The sequence below is a fragment of the Streptomyces sp. NPDC026377 genome, from assembly GCF_055567715.1.
Map to the genome: position 1 here is coordinate 42911 of NZ_JBVHPV010000002.1, position 18693 is coordinate 61603.

Sequence of the window (18693 nt, forward strand, 5' to 3'; positions counted from 1 at the left end):
CGGCAACGGCAACGGCAAACATCGCCCACGGCATGTCGGCGGGGCGAGTTCTCGCCAAAAGTCCGGGACCCCCTTCCCTACGCTCCGCCACCGGGCGATAACTTCTTGCTGTCGCCGCCACACCAGGAGCACAGGGCTCCCAGGGACTCGCGGCGCTGGGGCGATTCAGGAGTGACTGCCACCACTGAAGCAACCACCACCTTCACCTTCCAGCCGTTCACCCGCAGCTGCCGGCTCATCTGGGACGAGGGCGACCACGTCCTCATCGGGGTGAGCCCGGGAAACAGCTACTTCAGCGCCGACCGCATCGCCGGTCTCGTCCGCTGGGCCCGAGCCCGCTTCGACCGGGTCGACCTCGTCTACGCCGACCGCCATGTGGACCGGATGTTCACCACGCTCGGCTACGACGACGAGCACGCGCGCCGCCGGGCCGACAAGGAGCTCAAGGCGGTCCGCAGAAGGATCGTGCGGGGCGTCGAGGAGGCCGGCGGCGCCGGGCTCCCGGTCGGGGTCCACGCCCTCTCGGAGTTCGAGGGGAACCCGGTGTACGACCTGCTCCACCGCCGGGTGCGGCACTTCCTCGCGACCGACCGCGAGTTCCGCGCCGGCTGCGAGGACATGGCCGCCGCGTTCCTGGCCGGAAAGGCCGGCGGACGGCCGAGCCGGGCGCAGACCGCCGCCTGCCTCGACTACATCGCCGCCGAGCTGCCGTTCTTCCTCGACACCCCGGGCATCCTCCAGGTCCCCTCCTCGGTGTCCTGCTACCACGCGCTGATCCCGCTCACCGAGCTCCTCTACGCCAGGGGCGGCGGCCTGCGCGCCTCCCGCAACCAGGCGTACGCCGTCGTGCGCCCGCAGCTGCCGAACCCGCGAGGAGTCGCCGCGTGAGCGCCACCGGCACGGACACCACCACCCGCACGCTCCCCGCCTTCCCGCTCGGCCGGCGCGGCGACGTGCTCCCCGCGGAGTGCGCCGCGCTGCGCGCCGAGACGCCGGTGGCCCGGGTGCGCACCATGACCGGGGACACCGCCTGGCTGGTGAGCAGCTACGCGCTGGCCAGAAGCGTCCTGGAGGACGACCGGTTCAGCCTCAAGGACACCGCCTCCCCGGGCGCCCCGCGCCAGTACGCGCTGACGATCCCCCCGGAGGTCGTCAACAACATGGGGAACATCAACAGCGCGGGGCTGCGCGGCGCCGTGATGCGGGCGCTCAACCCGCGTACCGACGGGCTGCGCCAGTGGCTGCGGGAGCGGGCGGACGAGTTCGTCGACGACCTGCTCGCCGAGGGGCCGCCGGTGGACTTCCGGGCGGGGTTCGCCGACCCCTTCTCGGCGGCCCTGCACTGCAAGGTGATCGGGGTGCCGTTCGCGGACCGGCGGCGGCTCATGAGCGGTCTGGACATCGCGTTCATGACCAGCCCGCACGCCTTCGAGGGCTCCCGCCTCAACTGGTACAAGGACCTCGGCTACATGGTCGACCGGCTCAACGCGCCCGAGGACCGGCGCACCGGTCTGCTGGGCCGTCTCGCGGAGCTGCGTACGCAGGAGGAGTCGGCACACCTCACCGACGAGATGCTGGCGACGGTCGCGGTCTCGCTCTTCGGCGCGGGCGCCGTCTCGACCTCCGCGTTCCTGGTCCTCGCGGTGCTCGCGCTGCTCCAGCACCCGGAGCTGATCGAGTATCTGCGGGCGCACCCGGAGCGGATGGGCCGGGCTGTGGAGGAGCTGCTGCGCTGGAACCTGTCCATCGGGGACGGTCTGCCGAGGCTGGCCACCGAGGACGTGCGCCTCGGTGACGTCCTGGTCAGGAAGGGCGAGCTGGTGCTCGTCCTGGTCGAGGGCGCCAACTTCGACCCGGCGGTCTTCACCGACCCCGAACGGCTCGACCTGGACCGCGAGGTGAACCCGCACCTCTCCTTCGGCGCGGGCCGCCACTTCTGCCCGGCCACGGGCCTGGGCCGGGCCCACGCGGAGATCGCGCTCGGTGTCCTGGTGGAGCGGCTGCCGGGGCTGCGCCTCGCGATCCCGCCCGAACAGCTGGTGTGGCGCACCGGTTTCATCAAGCGCCTGCCCGAACGGCTCCCGGTCCTCTGGTGAGACGCGGCCGCCCCCGGGAGGACATCCCGGGGGCGGCCGTCGGTCCGTACGCGACCGGCCGGCTCAGCGGAAGATGCCGGTGTGGCCCAGCGAGTACCGGCCCGGCTGCGGGTAGACCGCGAGGCCGTGCGGGCCCGAGCCGACCGGGATACGGGCGATCTCCTGCCCGTTGGTGGTGTCGATGGCGTACACCTCGGCGTCGTAACGGCCCGACAGCCACAGCACCTTGCCGTCGGCCGAGACCCCGCCCATGTCGGGGCTGCCGCCGCCGGGCAGCCGCCACTTCTTCGTCAGCTTGTTCCGGGTGAAGTCGAAGATGGAGATCGTGCCCTCGCCCCGGTTGGAGATGTACATCTCCTTGGAGTCGCGGCTGACGTAGAGGCCGTGGCAGCCCTTGCCGGTGGGCAGCAGGGTCGGCGTGCTGAACCGGTCGCCGTCCATGACCCACATGCCGTGCGCCATCATGTCGGCGACGTAGAAGGTCTTCCCGTCCGGGGACATCTTCACGTCCTGCGGCATCGCCCCCTCGAACGGCAGCTTCTGGTGCGCGATGACCTGCATCTTCTCCGTGTCGACCTTGAGCAGTTCGCCGGAGAACTCGCAGGAGACGATGAAGTAGCGCCCGTCCATGGAGAAGTCCGCGTGGTTGACGCCCGCGCAGTGGACCGGGACGGTCTTGACCCGGTTCATGTTGACCGGCTCGCGGAACACCAGCTCGCGGTCCATCGACGCCATCACGACCGCGTACTTGCCGTTGGGCGTGAAGTAGAGGTTGTACGGGTCGGAGACCTGGACCGTGCGGCCCGCCTTGCCGGTCGCCGGGTCGATGGCGGTCAGGCTGTCGCCCAGGTCGTTGTTGACCCACAGGGTCTTCATGTCCCAGGAGGGCACCACGTGCTGGGGCTGGTGCCCGACCGGGATGGTCTCGATGACCTTGTACGTCTTGGGGTCGATCACCGAGACGGTGTTGGAGTTGGTGTTGGGCACGTAGACGCGTTCGAGGAAGTTCTTCACGGCCGGCTGGAGGGCGTTCGGGCGGTCCGCGGCGTAGGCGTCCTTGGGGTCAAGGACCGGCGGCATCCCGGGCAGGCCCTGGGGAACGGCCTGCTTCGGCACGGGCTGGGCGGCGCCCTTGGTGCCCAGGGCCTCGTTCCCGCCCTTGTCCGCGGACGAGGAGCAGCCGGCGAGCGCGGCGAGCAGCAGGCCGCACAGCAGCGCGGCGGTCCTCTTGGTGGGGGTCGGCATCAGGTCAGCAACTCCGTGGTGGTCACCGCGCGCAGTCCGCGGCGGTCGAGGTCGGCGAGGAGGGCCGGCAGCGCGGCGAGCGTGTCCGCGTAGCCGAAGTGCAGGCTCACCACGGATCCGTTGCGGATCCGCCCGGTGACGTTGCGCGTCACGGCCGGGGCGCCGGGCGAGGTGAAGTCGAGCGAGTCGACGTCGTAACCGAGCACGTGCGGGTATCCGGCGCGCCGGGCCAGTCGCTGGACGAGCGGGGTCGCGTACTGGGCACGGGAGGGCCGGAACCAGGTCCCGATGGAGCCGGTGAGCCGGCGCAGCCGGTCCGCGCAGCCGGTGATCTCGGCGTACGCCTCCCGCTCCGGGAGCGCGCAGATGTCGATGTGACGCTGGGTGTGGTTGCCGAGGTCGTGGCCGCCGTCGAGGATGCGGCGGGCCATCGTGGGGTGCTCGTCGAGCCAGCTGCCGACGGCCAGGACGGTGACCCGGGCGCCGGCCCGTTCGGCCTCGGCGAGCACGGCGGTGGCCTCCTCGGGGTCGCCCTGGCCGTGGAAGGTGAGTGCCACCTTCGGCCGGTCGCGGGGGCCGTGGGTGACCTCGGGGGGCTGGGCCGGAAAGGCGCGGGGGGCGGGAGCGGCGCGGACGGTACCGGGGCGGGCGGAGGCGGGGGACGCGGGGGGCGTCGCGGCGGCGGACGGTCCGGCGCCGCCCTCGTCGTGCGTGCAGCCGGCCGCGAAGGCCCCCGCGGCGGCGGCCCCCGCCCCGGCTCGCAGGGCGCTGCGGCGGTCGACTTCACGGGGAGATGGATTGAGCACATGGACATTTAAGTGCGCCGAAGGGCGGAAGGTAATGATTGACCCATTTCAGGACCTTTACGGGTCGCCCGGACACGCCACCGCATCAGGCACCCCATTCGATGAATCACTCAGCGATCCTCATACCTATTCAGTGTTTGGAAGGTGCGTGCCCTAGCTCACCTACGATTCATAGCTAAACTGTCAGGGTATGGGGAAGTTTGTCCGAGTAAGGACTTTTGGCGTGAAGGCCCCCCGTCTGCCATAGTCGGAGACACGACCCCTCATTGACCCGAGCTCGGTCGTCCTCAGTCGCCGTGGATCACACCCCCTCCGGTCCGCGGCGGCGCTCCGCAGAAGCCCCCGCGGGCAGGCCGTATCCGGCCGGCACGGGGGCTTCGGCGCGTTCGGGGACGCTCAGCGGTCGGCGACGCGCATCTCGAACCAGGTGGTCTTGCCGCGCGGCAGCAGATCCACCCCCCAGCGGTCGGAGAGCTTGTCGACGAGGAAGAGGCCGCGCCCGCTGGTGTCCATCTCGTGGACCGGCATCAGACAGGGCAGCCCGCGCGAGGGGTCACGCACCTCGATCCTGATCCAGCCGCGCCGCCGCAGCATCCGCAGCCCGAAGGCCCGGGCGCCGGTGTGGCGCACGGCGTTGCCGACCAGTTCGGAGACGAGCAGGATCGCCTGCTCGGCGAGGGCCGGGGAGAGCGCCCACTGGCGGAGTATCACGCACTGGGTGAGCCGGCGCGCGGTCGCCGCGGACTCGGGCCGGGACGGCAGCCGCACTTCTTCGTCCGTCGGGTTGCCGAACAACTCCAGTGCTTTCAGCGCCCGTTCGTCCTCGACGGCAGGCGACCACCGAGCCGCGGTCGCGCCGCCGCGCTGCCGCGGTTGTTCCACACCCTCCAGCCCCGCCATGCCCCCATCATGGCCGCCCGGAGCCGCCTCCGGGGCCGTTCCTGGGGAAAACGGCCCCCGGAACCAGAGGTTCCGGGGGGCCCGTTCAGCATGCGCCGAGGGCGGTGGATCATGCCCGTACCGCCCGCGAGCTGCGATGACGGCCCGCGATCAACTGATCACCAAGCGTTCACCGACCGCCGCGCTTAAGGCTGGCTTAAGGCCACGCTAATCCACCCGCAGGGTGTACGGCCGGTCCGCCCGACCGGAAGCCGGTCAGAGGAACTTGGCCTTGCCGGGGCCCTCCTCGACGAAGCTGCGCATCCCGCGCTCGCGGTCCTCGGTCGCGAACAGCCCGGCGAACCAGTTGCGTTCGACGGTGAGACCGGTCTCGATGTCCGTCTCCAGACCCGCGTCGACGCACTCCTTGGCGGCGCGCAGCGCGAGCGCCGGTCCCTGGGCGAGCTTCGCCGCCCAGGCGCGCGCCTCCTCGTACACCTGGTCCGCCGCGACCACGCGGTCCACCAGCCCCAGCGCCAGGGCCTCGTCGGCCTTGACCATCCGGCCGGTGAAGATGAGGTCCTTGGCCTTCGACGGGCCGATCAGGCGGGACAGCCGCTGGGTGCCGCCCGCGCCCGGGATCAGGCCGAGCAGGATCTCGGGCTGGCCCAGCTTGGCGTTGTCGGCGGCGATACGGAAGTCGGCGCAGAGCGCCAGCTCGCAGCCGCCGCCCAGCGCGTACCCGGTGACGGCGGCGACGACGGGCTTGGGGATGCGCGCGACGGCGGTGAACGACTCCTGGAGGGCGCGGGAGCGCACCACCATGGCGGCGTGGTCCATCGCCTGCATCTCCTTGATGTCCGCGCCCGCCGCGAACACCTTCTCACCGCCGTAGATCACCACGGCGCGTACGTCGTCACGGCGGCCCGCCTCCTCGGCGAGCTCGCGCAGCCGGTCCTGGATCGCGATGTCCAGGGCGTTCATCGGAGGGCGGTCCAGGCGGAGGGTGCCGACGCCTTCAAGGACTTCGAGGGTCACAGTCATGGCAGCAGGTTAGTGGCCGTTAACGACGGCGGACCCGGTGCCGTTGGTCACAGCACCGGGTCCGTCGCGGGTCGCGCGGGGTCCTACTTCGTCCACTCCGCCCAGGACAGGTTCCAGCCGTTGAGGCCGTTGTCCGGCTGGATCTGCTTGTCCTTGGAGTTCTTCACGACGACCACGTCGCCGATGAGCGAACGGTCGTAGAACCAGGCCGCCGGGGTGGAGGAGTCGCCCGCGCCGCGCGCGTCGCGCAGACCCACACAGCCGTGGCTGGTGTTGGTGTTGCCGAACACCGAGGGGTCGCCCCAGTAGTTGCCGTGGATGAAGGTGCCCGAGCTCGACAGGCGCATCGCGTGCGGCACGTCCTTGATGTCGTACTCGCCGCCGAAGCCCACGGTGGCGCCGTTCATCCGGGTCACCTGGTACTTCTCGCTGATCACCATCTGGCCGTTGTACGTGGTGTTGGCCGGGGAGCCGGCGCTGATCGGGATGGTGCGCAGAACCTTGCCGTCGCGCACGACGGTCATGGTGTGGGCGGCGGCGTCCACCGTGGAGACCTGCGAGCGGCCGACGGTGAACCTCACCGTACGGGTCTGCTTGCCGTAGACGCCGGGGCGGCCCTCGACGCCGTCCAGGTTGAACTTGACGGTCACCTTGGTGCCCGCGGCCCAGTACTTCTCCGGGCGGAAGTCCAGGCGGTCGTTGCCGAACCAGTGGCCCTCGACGGGCACCGAAGGCTCGGCCGTCACCTTGATGGCCTTCTCGACGGCCTGCGGGTTGGTGATGCCGCGGCTGAAGTTGATGGACACCGGCATGCCGACGCCGACGGTGTCGCCGTCCTCGGGGGCGTAGGTGCCGATGAAGGTGTTCTTCGGGACGAGCGTGGTGAAGGTGGTGTCCTTGGCGGACTCGCGGCCCTCGTCGTCCTTGGCGACCGCGTGCACCTTGTACTTGGTGGCGGAGGCGAGGTGCTGGTCCGGGGTCCAGGCGCTGCCGTCGGCGGAGATCTTCCCGGCCACCGCGTTGCCCTTGGTGTCCGCGACCGCGACCGCGGTGAGCCTGCCCTGCGAAGCGGAGACCTTCAGCGCGCCGCTGGTCGCCACGTCGGCGGAGCCGTCCTTGGGCGCCACGGTCACCACCGCGGCCGAGGCCTTGGTGTCCTCGGCCGCCTTGCCGGCACCGGCCTTGCCCTTGCCGTCCCCGCCACCGGAGTCGTCCCCACCGCACGCCGAGACCAGCAGGAGCAGCGCCCCCAGCAGCAGAGCCAGCAGACCGGGCGTGCCGCGCCGCCGTCCCGCCGCTCTGGTCGGAGCCCCCGATATGTGCTGCCCGTTCACGACAGTTCTCTCCCCTCGCACGGCCGGGATCGCGCCACGGCCCGCACTGAAAAACACCCCCGTGCGCGTCCTCGCGCGCACACGATTGCTTAGGTAATCACACCGGACGCGCACGGGACGCCACGCGAATGTCACCGTTCAGTCCCAATGATCCCGTGCGTTCGCCGGACGACATCACGACGTCACCGGGGGTGTGTACGGGTCGGGCCCGGCCGGCGGGGAGAGGGCCGGAGCGCCGGGCCGCCCGTGGCGGAAGGGTCAGAGCGCCGAGCCCGCCCTCCACTTCGCCCAGGGCAGGTTCCAGCCACCGAGGCCGTTGTCGGGCGCGACCGTCCTGTCCCGGGAGTTGACGACCTCCACCACGTCCCCGACCAGCGTGCGGTCGAAGAACCAGCCCGCCGGGGTGTCGGGGCTGCCGCCCTTCACATCGCGCAGGCCCACACAGCCGTGGCTGGTGTTGCTGGAGCCGAAGGTGCCCGAGGGGGCCCAGTAGTTGCCGTGCAGGAAGGTGCCGGAGGCGGTCAGCCGGATGGCGTGCGGCACGTCCGGGATGTCGTACTCCCCGCCGAAGCCGACCGTGCGGCTGTTCATCCGCGTCACGTCGAACATCTCGGTGACCACCATCTTGCCGTTGTACGTGGGGTTCTTGGGCGACCCCGCCGAGACCGGGACCGTACTGACCAGTTCGCCGCCGCGACGCACCTCCATCGTGTGCGCCTCGGCGTCCACCAGGGACTCCTGGTCGCGCCCGATGGTGAAGCCGATCCGCTTCTCCTGGACGCCGTAGACGCCCGGGGCGCCGGGGACGTCACGCAGCCGCATGTCGACCGTGACCCGGGTGCCCGGCTTCCAGTACTCCTGGGGCCGGAAGTCGAGCCGCTCCTTACCGAACCAGTGGCCCACCACCGGCACCGGCGGGCGTGCGGTGACCTTGATGGCGCGCTCCACGGCCGCCCGGTTCTCGATGGGCTGGTTGAAGCTGAACGAGACGATCATGCCGACGCCGACCGTGGAGCGGTTCTCCGGTTTGAAGTAGCCGATGAACCGGTGCTCGGGCACCAGCGTGGTGAAGCTGGTGTGCCGCGCCTGGCGGTGGCCGTGGCCGTCCAGCGCGACCGCGTCCACCGTGTACTTGGCGGCCAGTTCCAGCCGTCCCGCCGCCTTCCCGGCCGGCTCCCACGAGAGGCCGTCCTCGCTGATCCGGCCCGGCACCTCCTCGGGCTGCGCGTCCTCGGCCTTCATGACCCGGACCCGCTCCAGGCGCCCGTCGGGCACCCGCACCACGATCCTCCCGTCCGCCTTGACGCCCTTGGCCCCGTCGTCCGGGGTCACCCGGATGGTGTCCCGGGGCGCGGGCGCCTTGCCCGCCACGACGTCCCTGACCCCGTCGACGCCGGCGATGTCCACATGGCTCCCGCTGCACCCGGCCGCCCCGGCGACCAGCGCCGCCGTCAGTCCCACCCACGCCAGGGCGGCCGCGGTGCTCGCCCCTGCCCGCTTCAGTACGAATCTCACGACCGGTCAACGACTGCGCCCCGCCCGGGGAAACGTGAGTACGAGCCGGGTAACGGGAAGAACACCTGCGAGGACACGCGTGGAGAGCCGCGGCCGGGACGCCGCGCTCCGTCCAGGCGCCGAGCCGCGGGAGGCCGAGGGGTGTCGAGCGCAGCCGAGCAGGAGGCAGAGCGGGGGGTGGGGCGAGTCGCTCCACGCGAGGAAGGGCGCCGGGAACTGAACGGGCACCGCGACCGCCGACTCGGCTCCACCGGGCCACCGCCACCGGTCTGGCCGGGCACACCGACCCCGTTGGGGGCCCGGTTCCGGGTGGGGCCGGACGGGGTGGCGGGCACCAACTTCGCGCTCTGGGCGGGCGGGGCGGAGGCGGTGGAGCTGTGCCTGTTCGACGCGGCGGGCAACGAGACCCGGCTCCCGCTGGTCGAGCTCACCCATGAGATCTGGCACGGCTTCGTCCCGGGCGTGCGGCCGGGCCGGCGGTACGGCTACCGGGTGCACGGCCGCTGGGACCCCTGGACCGGGGCCCGCTGGAACCCGTCGAAGCTCCTGCTCGATCCGTACGCGCGCGCGGTCGACGGCGACTTCGCGCTGCCGCCGCAGGTGTACGGGCACGTACGGGACTGGCCTCAGCAGCACGTGGCCGACACGGTCCGCGACGACCGGGACTCGGCGCCGTACGTCCCCAAGGGGGTCGTCGTCCATGACGACGACGACTGGGCCGACGACCGCCGCCCCAAGACGCCGTGGGCGGACTCGGTCATCTACGAACTGCATGTGCGCGGCTTCACCAAGCGGCACCCGGGGATTCCCGAGGAGCTGCGCGGTACGTACGCCGGTCTGGCGCACCCGGCGGCGCTCGACCACCTCACCGGCCTCGGGGTGACGGCGGTCGAGCTGCTGCCGGTGCACCAGTTCGCCCACGAGGACCATCTGCTGCGCCGGGGCCTGCGCAACTACTGGGGCTACAACTCGGTCGGCTACTTCGCGCCGCACGCGGCCTACTCGGCGTCCGGCACGGCCGGGCAGCAGGTCGGCGAGTTCAAGCGGATGGTGCGGGCGCTGCACGCGGCGGGCATCGAGGTCATCCTCGACGTCGTCTACAACCACACGGCCGAGGCGGGCGAGCGCGGCCCGACGCTGTCGCTGCGCGGGATCGACAACAAGGGCTACTACCGGCTCCAGCCGGACGCCCGCCGGTACGCGGACTACACGGGCTGCGGCAACACCCTGCACGTGGTGCAGCCCCAGGTGCTGCGGCTGATCACGGACTCGCTGCGGTACTGGGTGACGGAGATGGGGGTGGACGGCTTCCGCTTCGACCTCGCGGCGGCGCTCGCCCGCTCGATGCACGACGTCGACATGCTCTCCCCGTTCCTGGCCGTCATCGCCCAGGACCCGGTGCTGCGCCGGGTGAAGCTGATCGCGGAGCCCTGGGACGTGGGGCGCGGCGGGTACCAGGTCGGGGCCTTCCCGCCGCTGTGGACGGAGTGGAACGACCGCTACCGGGACGCGGTGCGGGACTTCTGGCGGGGCGCGCTGCCGGACGTCCGCGATCTGGGCTACCGCCTTTCGGGGTCGAGCGACCTGTACGCCTGGGGCGGGCGCCGCCCGTACGCCTCGATCAACTTCATCACCGCGCACGACGGCTTCACCCTGCGCGACCTGGTGTCGTACGAACACAAGCACAACGAGGCGAACGGGGAGGGCAACCGGGACGGCACCGACGACAACCGGTCCTGGAACTGCGGGGTGGAGGGCGAGACCGACGACGCGGCCGTCAACGCCCTGCGCCGCCGCCAGCTCCGCAACCTCCTGACCACCCTCCTGGTCTCCACGGGGGTGCCGATGCTGGTCGCCGGGGACGAGATGGGGCGGACGCAGGGGGGCAACAACAACGCCTACTGCCAGGACGGGGAGGTGGGGTGGGTCGACTGGTCCCTGCTCGACGAGCCGGGGCCGCGCGGCCTGCTCGCGCTCGCCCGCCGCCTCCTGGCGCTGCGCCACCGCCACCCCGTGCTGCGCCGGCGGGCGTTCTTCTCCGGCCGGGCGCAGGGAGCGGACGGGCTGCGGGACCTGGCGTGGTTCACCGCGCGCGGGGAGGAGATGACGGAGCGGGACTGGTACGCGCCGACGGCCACGCTCGGGCTGTACCTCTCGGGGCGCGACATCCCAGGCCGCGACGCCCGGGGCGCTCCGGTGGTGGACGACAGTTTCCTGATCGTTCTGCACGCGGGCGCCCGCCCGGCGGGTTTCGTGGTGCCGGGCCCGCCGTGGGGCGAGGGCTACGAGGTCGTGGTGGACACGGCGTCGGAGGACCAGTCGCGGGCGCCGGGGCGGGCCCACCGGGGCGGGGCGGAGGTGGCGGTGGGGGCGCGGTCGGTGCAGGTGCTGCGTGTGACGGGCTGACGTCCCCGGGCCGCGCCGACGCCGCTCTCCAGCCAAAAAGCCGGTGGGCGTTGTCGGTGGTGAAGTTTAGGCTCGTTGGTTGATGCCAGACACATATGAACCCCAAGAAGCCCTCACCGGGAACCGGTCGACGGTCCGTACGCTGCTGCGGCTCTGGCCGTACGTACGTCCCGTGCGGGCGCGGCTCTTCAGCGCCGCGTCCGTCGCGGTCGTCGCGTCCTGCCTCGGTCTGGTGATCCCGCTCGTCCTGAAGTGGATCGTCGACGGCCCGGTGAGCGACGGCGACCCCGGCGGGGTCTGGCTGGGCGCGCTCGTCCTGCTGCTGCTCGGGGTGGCGGAGGCGCTCCTCTTCGGCCTGCGGCGGTGGCTGGTGGCGCGGCCGCTGGCCGGCGTCGAGGCGGCGATGCGGGCGGACTTGTACCAGCACGTGCAACGGCTGCCGGTCTCCTTCCACGACCGGTGGCCCTCGGGCCAGTTGCTGTCGCGGGGGACGACGGATCTGAGTCTGGTACGGATGTTCCTGGCGTTCCCGCTGACCTTCCTGCTGGTCAACGGGGTGACCATCCTGGTCGGGTTCGTGATCCTGCTGTCGCAGGAGTGGACGCTGGGTCTGGTGCTGATCATCCCCGTGGTGCCGCTGGTGGCGCTGTGCTCGCTGTTCGAGACGCGGTACTCGCTGGCGGCGCGGCGGGCGCAAGACCAGGTGGGCGATCTGACGACGGTCGTCGAGGAGAGCGTGCTCGGCATCCGGATCATCAAGGGGTTCGGCCGCCATCGCGCCCAGGCGCGGGCGTTCGGGGAGCTGGCGCGCGGGCTGCGCGGCACCGAACTGCACAAGGCGCGGCTGCTCGCGGCGCTGTGGGGCGTGATCACGGCGATCCCCGAGCTGGCGATCGGGGCGGCGCTGGTGCTGGGGACGGTGCGGGTGGCGGACGGAGGCCTGTCGGCGGGGACGCTGGTGGCGTTCCTGTCCACGGCGTTGGCGCTGCGGTGGCCGGTGGACTCGATCGGGTTCCTGCTGGCGATGAGCCAGGAGGCGGGGACGGCGACGGAGCGGTTCTTCGAGGTCCTGGATGAGCCAGTCCCTCCGGCGGCAAAGCCCGCCACCACCCCGGGGGCCACGCCCCCGGACCCCGAGCGGCCGACCCCGCCGGCGGACAAGCCCGCCGTCCCCGGGGCCACGCCCCCGGACCCGGAGCGGGACCTGCGGTCCCCGGCCCCTGGTGCGCGTTCTGTCTGCGGGCCCGTGGGGGCCGGTCGCGCAGTTCCCCGCGCCCCTGAGGCCACTTCCCTGGACCCCGGTGCGCGTCCCGTCTGCGAGCCCGTGGGGGCTGGTCGCGCAGTTGTCCGCGCCCCCGGGGGGACGGGGCCTGCGGACCCTGGCCCGGACGGGGCGCCGCAGGTGCCTTCAGGGGCGCGGGGAACCGCGCGAGCAACCCCCACCGGCCCGCGGACGAACGCCGGGCCGGAAAGGTTCGCGGGGAACCGCGCGACCAGCCACCCGCCGGCCCGTGGACAAAGCCCGGGCCAAGACCTCGGCATCCACTTCCACCGGGTCTCCTTCCGCTACCCCGACGCGCCCCCGGACTCCCCGCCCCTCCTGACCGAGGTCGACCTGCACATCCGCAGCGGGGAGACCATGGCCGTCGTCGGCGGGACGGGGTCGGGAAAGACCACCCTGACCGCCCTCGTCCCCCGGCTGTACGAGGCCACGGGAGGGCGGATCACCCTCGACGGGGTCGACATCGCGGGCATGGCGCGTGAGGAACTGCGCGCCCTCGTCGCCGTGGCCTTCGAGGAGCCGACCCTCTTCTCCGCCTCCGTGGGCGAGAACGTCCTCATGGGCGGCGGCGGCCTGGAGGACCTCGACCGCGCGCTGGACGTCGCGCAGGCAGGTTTCGTACGGGAGCTGCCGCGCGGCGTCGACACCCAGGTCGGCGAGCAGGGCCTCAGCCTCTCCGGCGGGCAGCGCCAGCGGCTCGCGCTCGCGCGGGCGGTCGTCGGGCGGCCCAGGTTCCTGGTCCTGGACGACCCGCTCTCCGCGCTCGACGTGCACACCGAGGCCAGGGTCGAGGCGGCCCTGCGCGACGTGCTGCGCGAGACCACCGCGCTGGTCGTCGCCCACCGCCCGTCGACCGTGATGCTCGCCGACCGGGTCGCGCTGCTGTCCGCCGGGCGCGTCGCCGCGGTCGGCACCCATCAGGAGCTGCTGCGGTCCAACGCGGAGTACGCCTGGCTGATGTCCGGTACCGGGGACGAGGGGGAGAAGCGATGACCACCACCATCAAGGCGGAGCGGCAGGCCGAGCCGGAGGAGCCCGAGGAGCCGGCGGGCCCGGCCGGGGGGCGGTCCGGGGCGGACCCCTTCGACCGCGACGCCCTCCCCTCCGCGCCCGGCGCCACCCGCGCCCTCCTGCTCGACCTGCTGCGGCCCATGCGCCGGCGCGTCGTCGTCACCGCGCTGCTCATCCTGGCGCAGCAGGCCGCCGTGCAGGCCGGGCCGCTGCTGGTCGCCTACGCCATCGACCGGGGCGTCCCGGCCTACCGGGCGCACGACTACGGACCGCTGATCGCCGTCGGCACCGGCTACCTCGTCTGCGCCCTGGGCGCCGGACTGCTCCAGTACGCGTTCATCAGCGCCTCCACCCGCGTCGGCCAGGACGTCCTGCTCGATCTGCGCGGACGGATCTTCCGGCACGCGCAGGCGCTGAGCGTGGACTTCCACGAGCGCTACACCTCGGGCCGGCTCATCTCCCGCTCCACCTCCGACGTGGAGTCGCTGCGCGAGCTCTTCGATGAGGGCCTCCAGGAGCTGATCGGCGTCGTCCTGTCCGCCGTGTACATCTGTGTGACGCTGCTCTGGCTGGACTGGGGCACCGGCGCCCTCGCGGTGGCCTCGTACGCACCGCTGCACCTGCTGATCCGCCGCTACCGGCGCCGCGCGTCGGTGGCCTTCGACGCGCGCTCCACCGCCATCGCGGCCGTGATCGTCAAGTTCGCGGAGACCCTCAACGGCATCCGCCCGGTCCAGGCGTTCCGCCGCGAGCGCGCCAACGACGAGGAGTTCCGGCGGCTCAACCACCACCACGAGCGCACCAACGGCGACGCCATCCTGGAGATGGCCCAGTACGTGGTGGGCTCGCGCCTGGTGGCCAACACGGCCGTGGCCGCGATGGTGCTGTGGGGCGCCTACCGGGTGGCCGACGGCACCATGGCGCTCGGTGTGCTGGCGGCCGCCGTGCTGTACCTGCGACGGCTGTACGACCCGATCGACCGGCTGGGGATGTTCCTCAACTCCTACGAGGCCGCCGTCTCCTCCCTCGGGAAGATCGCGGGGCTGCTCGCGCAGAAGCCGACCGTGCCCGAGCCCGAGCGGCCGGTGCCGCTGCCGGAGCGGTCGGGCGAACTGCCGGGCCGTGAGGTCGTGTTCGAAGGGGTGAGCTTCTCGTACCGTACGGGCGGCGAGGTGCTGCCCCGCTTCGACCTGACGATCCCGGCCGGGCAGACCGTGGCCGTGGTCGGCTCGACGGGCGCCGGCAAGTCCACCCTCGCCAAGCTCCTCGCCCGCTTCTACGACCCTTCCCCGGACCCCGCGACCGGTTCCGGGCAGGGGGCGCCCCGGCCGGGCCGGGTGCTGCTCGACGGCACGGACCTGCGCGACCTCGCCATGCCCGACCTGCGGCGCGGGGTGGTGATGGTGACCCAGGAGGCGTTCCTCTTCTCCGGGACGGTCGCCGACAACATCGCCATCGGCCGCCCCGAGGCGACCCGCGAGGAGATCGAGCGGGCGGCGAAGGCGATCGGCGCGCACGACTTCATCGTCCAGCTGCCCGACGGCTACGACACGGACGTGCGCAAGCGCGGCGGGCGCATCTCGGCGGGCCAGCGCCAGCTGGTGGCCTTCGCCCGGGCGCTCCTCGCGGATCCGGCGGTGCTGATCCTGGACGAGGCGACCTCGTCCCTGGACATCCCGGGCGAACGGGCGGTGCAGCGCGCGATGCACACCGTGCTGCACGGCCGTACCGCCGTCGTCATCGCCCACCGGCTGTCGACCGTGGAGATCGCGGACCGGGTGCTGGTGATGGACCGGGGCCGGATCGTCGAGGACGGCTCCCCCGCCGCACTCGTCGCGGGGACGGGCCGGTTCGCCGAGCTGCACCGGGCCTGGCGCGAGAGCCTGGCGTAGCCGAAAGGGGCGCGGCGGGGGAACCGGTTCGCCGCCGCGTCCGTCACACCTCATCGCCGTGCGCGTCGCACCGTCCGCCTGACGGACACCGGGCGGGGGTGGCGCGGGCAACCGCGAAGGCGCATTGCGGCCATTGTGGAGAGGGGCCCGCGCGATCGCCTCGGGCACCCTTCGCGCTGGTGGGGCGGGGCGCGTATCCGGACACTCCCGTCGATCGCGGCGCACCCGACTCCCCACTGGACACACGGTGTTGACAAAGGAAACGTCCGCTTAACGAACGTCGTCTTTCGTACAACGAACGATTTCCAGCCATCTTCTTGACGCGCTCCTGACAGCGACAGGCCACTCCTGGCACTCTCTCCCCGATCCACGATTCACCGCTCCGCATGCTCCGCCCGGCCGGCCCTACCCAGCCGCCGGTACCCCCCTCGCAGAAGGAGTTCGCGTGAGATCCACGCACCGTCGTCGTGCCACCGCCACCGCCGCCCTGCTCTCCGCAGCCGCCATGCTCACCGTCGGAGTCCAGGCCACCAGTGCCAGCGCACGCCCCGACGACTCCGCGTCCGCAAGCGCCCTCAAGGCGCAGGCCGTACGCAACCCGGGCGCTCTGCCCGCCAAGCTCACGCCCTCACAGCGGGCCGAGCTCATACGCCAGGCCGGCGACAAGACGGCGGAAACCGCCAAGAACCTCGGCCTCGGCGCCCAGGAGAAGCTCGTCGTCCGCGACGTGACCAAGGACCAGAACGGCACGACGCACACGCGGTACGAGCGCACCTACGCCGGTCTGCCGGTCCTCGGCGGCGACCTCGTCGTCGACACGACCGCGAGCGGCCGGACGCAGGGTGTCGTCAAGGCCTCCGCCGCCGAGCTGAAGAACGTCGCAACCACCGCCAAGCAGGGCCCGGCCGGCGCGCAGAAGCAGGCCCTCGCGGCCGCCGCCGACAAGGGCGCCAAGAAGGCCACCGCCGACCGCGCCCCGCGCAAGGTCGTCTGGATGGCCAAGGGCACGCCGACCCTCGCGTACGAGACGGTCGTCGGCGGGCTCCAGGAGGACGGCACGCCGAACCAGCTGCACGTCATCACCGACGCGTCCACCGGCGCCAAGCTGTACCAGTGGCAGGGCATCGAGACCGGTGTCGGCAACACCCACTACAGCGGCCAGGTCACCCTCGGCACCACGCAGTCGGGTTCGACGTACACGCTGACCGACGCCGGGCGCGGCGGCCACAAGACGTACAACCTCAACCACGGCTCCTCCGGCACCGGCACGCTGTTCTCGCAGTCCAGCGACACCTGGGGCGACGGCACCAACTCCAACCCCGCCACCGCGGGCGCCGACGCCGCCTACGGCGCCGGCCAGACGTGGGACTTCTACAAGAACGTCTTCGGCCGCAGCGGCATCCGCGGCGACGGCGTCGGCGCGTACTCCCGCGTCCACTACGGCAACGCGTACGTCAACGCGTTCTGGGACGACAGCTGCTTCTGCATGACGTACGGCGACGGCTCGGGCAACAACGACCCGCTGACCTCGCTGGACGTGGCCGGCCACGAGATGACGCACGGCGTCACCTCCAACACGGCGGGCCTGAACTACAGCGGTGAGTCCGGCGGCCTCAACGAGGCGACCTCGGACATCTTCGGCACCGCGGTGGAGTTCTACTCCAACAACTCCTCCGACGTCGGCGACTACCTCATCGGCGAGAAGATCGACATCAACGGCGACGGCACCCCGCTGCGCTACATGGACAAGCCGAGCAAGGACGGCGGCTCCAAGGACAGCTGGTACTCCGGCATCGGCAACCTGGACGTCCACTACTCCTCGGGCCCGGCCAACCACTGGTTCTACCTGGCCTCCGAGGGCAGCGGCACCAAGGTCATCAACGGCGTGACCTACAACTCGCCGACCGCCGACGGCCTGCCGGTCACCGGCATCGGCCGCGACAAGGCCCAGCTGATCTGGTACAAGGCGCTCACCACGAAGTTCAGCTCCACCACGAACTACGCGGGCGCACGCACCGGCACCATCGCCGCGGCGACCGAGCTGTACGGCGCGGGCAGCGCCGAGGTCAACAACATCACCGACGCCTGGGCGGCCATCGCGGTCGGCGCCCGGCACGGCGGCACCGACCCGGGCGGCAAGGTCTTCGAGAACGGCACCAACGTCAACATCCCGGACTCCCCCGGAGCGGCGGTCACCTCGTCGGTCACCGTCTCGGGCGTCACGGGCAACGCGCCCAGCACCCTCAAGGTCGGCGTCAAGATCGTCCACACCTACATCGGCGACCTCCAGATCGACCTGGTGGCGCCCGACGGCTCGGTGTACGCGCTGAAGGCCACCGGCACGGGCGGCTCGACGGACAACATCGACACCACGTACACGGTGAACGCCTCCTCGGAGGTCGCCAACGGCACGTGGAAGCTGCGGGTGCAGGACAAGGCGTCGTACGACACGGGCTACATCGACAACTTCAAGCTCACGTTCTGAGCCTTCGGGCTGTCCTCACGGTCAGGCGGCTGACCGGGACGTGAAGGCAAAGGTGCCCGGACCCCTGTGGGGTCCGGGCACCATTCGTTGTTGCGCGAGCCGTTCAGTCCGCCATCACAGGATGATTTCCCGACGGCGCAGATCGAGCAGGTCGGGATCCTGGCGGACCAGCTCCTGCTCGAACTCCTGCCAGCCCTTCTCCTTGACGAAGGCCGCCTCCGAAGGGCCGATCGGCACCAGCCACACCACGGAGACCGTGGTGCCGTTCTCCACGACGACCTCGGCGAAGTCGTCGTCGAAGTACACCGGAGAGGACGCGTACAGGGAGCTCAGGACACTGCCCGGGGCCAGCGGCATCGGCAGGGAGATCACGTCCCCGCGCAGAACCGCGTCGCCGCTGGTGACAAGGCGCTCCGACACGTACTCCAGGACTCCCGCGAACGGGCCGTACTCGTCACCCGCGAGCGGCCGGTTGCACCCCAGCAGCTCCAGGTGCTGATGACGGCCCGAGGTGCGGGAGACCAGCGGTGTGCTGAAGAGCCCGACGGTGGCGAAGGACTGGACGCCCTCCAGGGCACCCCCGGTGAAGTATCCGACCTGGGGGGTGCCCGGAGGGGACTGCTCGGCCGCCGACCACGCCCCGGCCATCCGGCCGAGGCGTGCTTCCAAGTGGTTGACGAGAGCAGCCATGGCGATCA

The 18693-nt window shown here is 71.8% G+C and carries 13 protein-coding genes; 6 read left to right on the top strand and 7 right to left on the bottom strand.

The features are described from left to right. The first annotated feature begins 171 nt into the window (after positions 1–171). Together ACZ4MU_RS04355 and ACZ4MU_RS04360 are read left to right on the top strand one after the other, a co-directional pair. Positions 172–888, top strand: coding sequence for a tRNA-dependent cyclodipeptide synthase (locus ACZ4MU_RS04355; protein ID WP_467870782.1), 717 nt, complete (start codon positions 172–174; stop codon positions 886–888). Continuing rightward, entirely contained in the window at positions 885–2096 is a 1212-nt protein-coding gene (locus ACZ4MU_RS04360) for a cytochrome P450 (RefSeq protein ID WP_467870785.1), read from the top strand. The genes ACZ4MU_RS04355 and ACZ4MU_RS04360 overlap by 4 nt, the downstream gene beginning before the upstream one ends. A gap of 63 nt (positions 2097–2159) precedes the next feature. Here the strand turns inward: ACZ4MU_RS04360 and ACZ4MU_RS04365 are convergent, their stop codons facing one another. From ACZ4MU_RS04365 to ACZ4MU_RS04390, 6 genes are all read right to left on the bottom strand, one after another. Next, positions 2160–3341 carry a YncE family protein gene (locus ACZ4MU_RS04365; RefSeq protein WP_467870787.1) on the bottom strand — a complete coding sequence of 394 codons (1182 nt, stop codon included), beginning with the start codon at positions 3339–3341 and terminating at the stop codon, positions 2160–2162. Continuing rightward, a complete protein-coding gene (locus tag ACZ4MU_RS04370; RefSeq protein ID WP_467870790.1) occupies positions 3341–4147 on the bottom strand; it encodes a polysaccharide deacetylase family protein in 807 nt (268 codons plus the stop codon). The genes ACZ4MU_RS04365 and ACZ4MU_RS04370 overlap by 1 nt, the downstream gene beginning before the upstream one ends. Before the next feature lie 396 nt (positions 4148–4543). Further along, the gene (locus ACZ4MU_RS04375) at positions 4544–5185 is read right to left on the bottom strand and encodes an ATP-binding protein (RefSeq protein WP_467872202.1); all 642 of its coding nucleotides are present in this window, start codon (positions 5183–5185) and stop codon (positions 4544–4546) included. Positions 5186–5302: 117 nt separating this feature from the next. Next, a complete protein-coding gene (locus ACZ4MU_RS04380) occupies positions 5303–6070 on the bottom strand; it encodes an enoyl-CoA hydratase/isomerase family protein (RefSeq protein ID WP_467870792.1) in 768 nt (255 codons plus the stop codon). 83 nt (positions 6071–6153) lie between these two features. Next, on the bottom strand, positions 6154–7404 hold the full coding sequence (locus ACZ4MU_RS04385; protein ID WP_467870795.1) for a L,D-transpeptidase: 1251 nt from the start codon (positions 7402–7404) through the stop codon (positions 6154–6156). Between the two features lie 258 nt (positions 7405–7662). Continuing rightward, positions 7663–8919: a L,D-transpeptidase gene (locus ACZ4MU_RS04390; protein WP_467870797.1), complete on the bottom strand. Its 1257-nt coding sequence runs from the start codon at positions 8917–8919 to the stop codon at positions 7663–7665. 216 nt (positions 8920–9135) lie between these two features. On the opposite strand from ACZ4MU_RS04390, the gene glgX reads away from it, so the two are divergent. The 4 genes from glgX (at position 9136) to ACZ4MU_RS04410 (ending at position 17995) form a co-directional block, all read left to right on the top strand. Continuing rightward, on the top strand, positions 9136–11325 hold the full coding sequence (glgX, locus tag ACZ4MU_RS04395; RefSeq protein WP_467872204.1) for a glycogen debranching protein GlgX: 2190 nt from the start codon (positions 9136–9138) through the stop codon (positions 11323–11325). Positions 11326–11407: 82 nt separating this feature from the next. Beyond that, entirely contained in the window at positions 11408–13600 is a 2193-nt protein-coding gene (locus tag ACZ4MU_RS04400) for an ABC transporter ATP-binding protein (protein ID WP_467870800.1), read from the top strand. Continuing rightward, complete coding sequence (locus ACZ4MU_RS04405; RefSeq protein WP_467870803.1) at positions 13597–15510, top strand: ABC transporter ATP-binding protein; 1914 nt, start codon at positions 13597–13599, stop codon at positions 15508–15510. Before ACZ4MU_RS04400 ends, ACZ4MU_RS04405 begins: the two co-directional genes overlap by 4 nt. A 445-nt stretch (positions 15511–15955) precedes the next feature. Beyond that, on the top strand, positions 15956–17995 hold the full coding sequence (locus tag ACZ4MU_RS04410; RefSeq protein WP_467870805.1) for a M4 family metallopeptidase: 2040 nt from the start codon (positions 15956–15958) through the stop codon (positions 17993–17995). 114 nt (positions 17996–18109) lie between these two features. Here ACZ4MU_RS04410 and ACZ4MU_RS04415 read toward each other — a convergent pair whose 3' ends face one another. Beyond that, positions 18110–18685, bottom strand: a complete 576-nt coding sequence (locus ACZ4MU_RS04415; protein ID WP_467870808.1) for a suppressor of fused domain protein — start codon at positions 18683–18685, stop codon at positions 18110–18112. Positions 18686–18693: the final 8 nt, after the last annotated feature.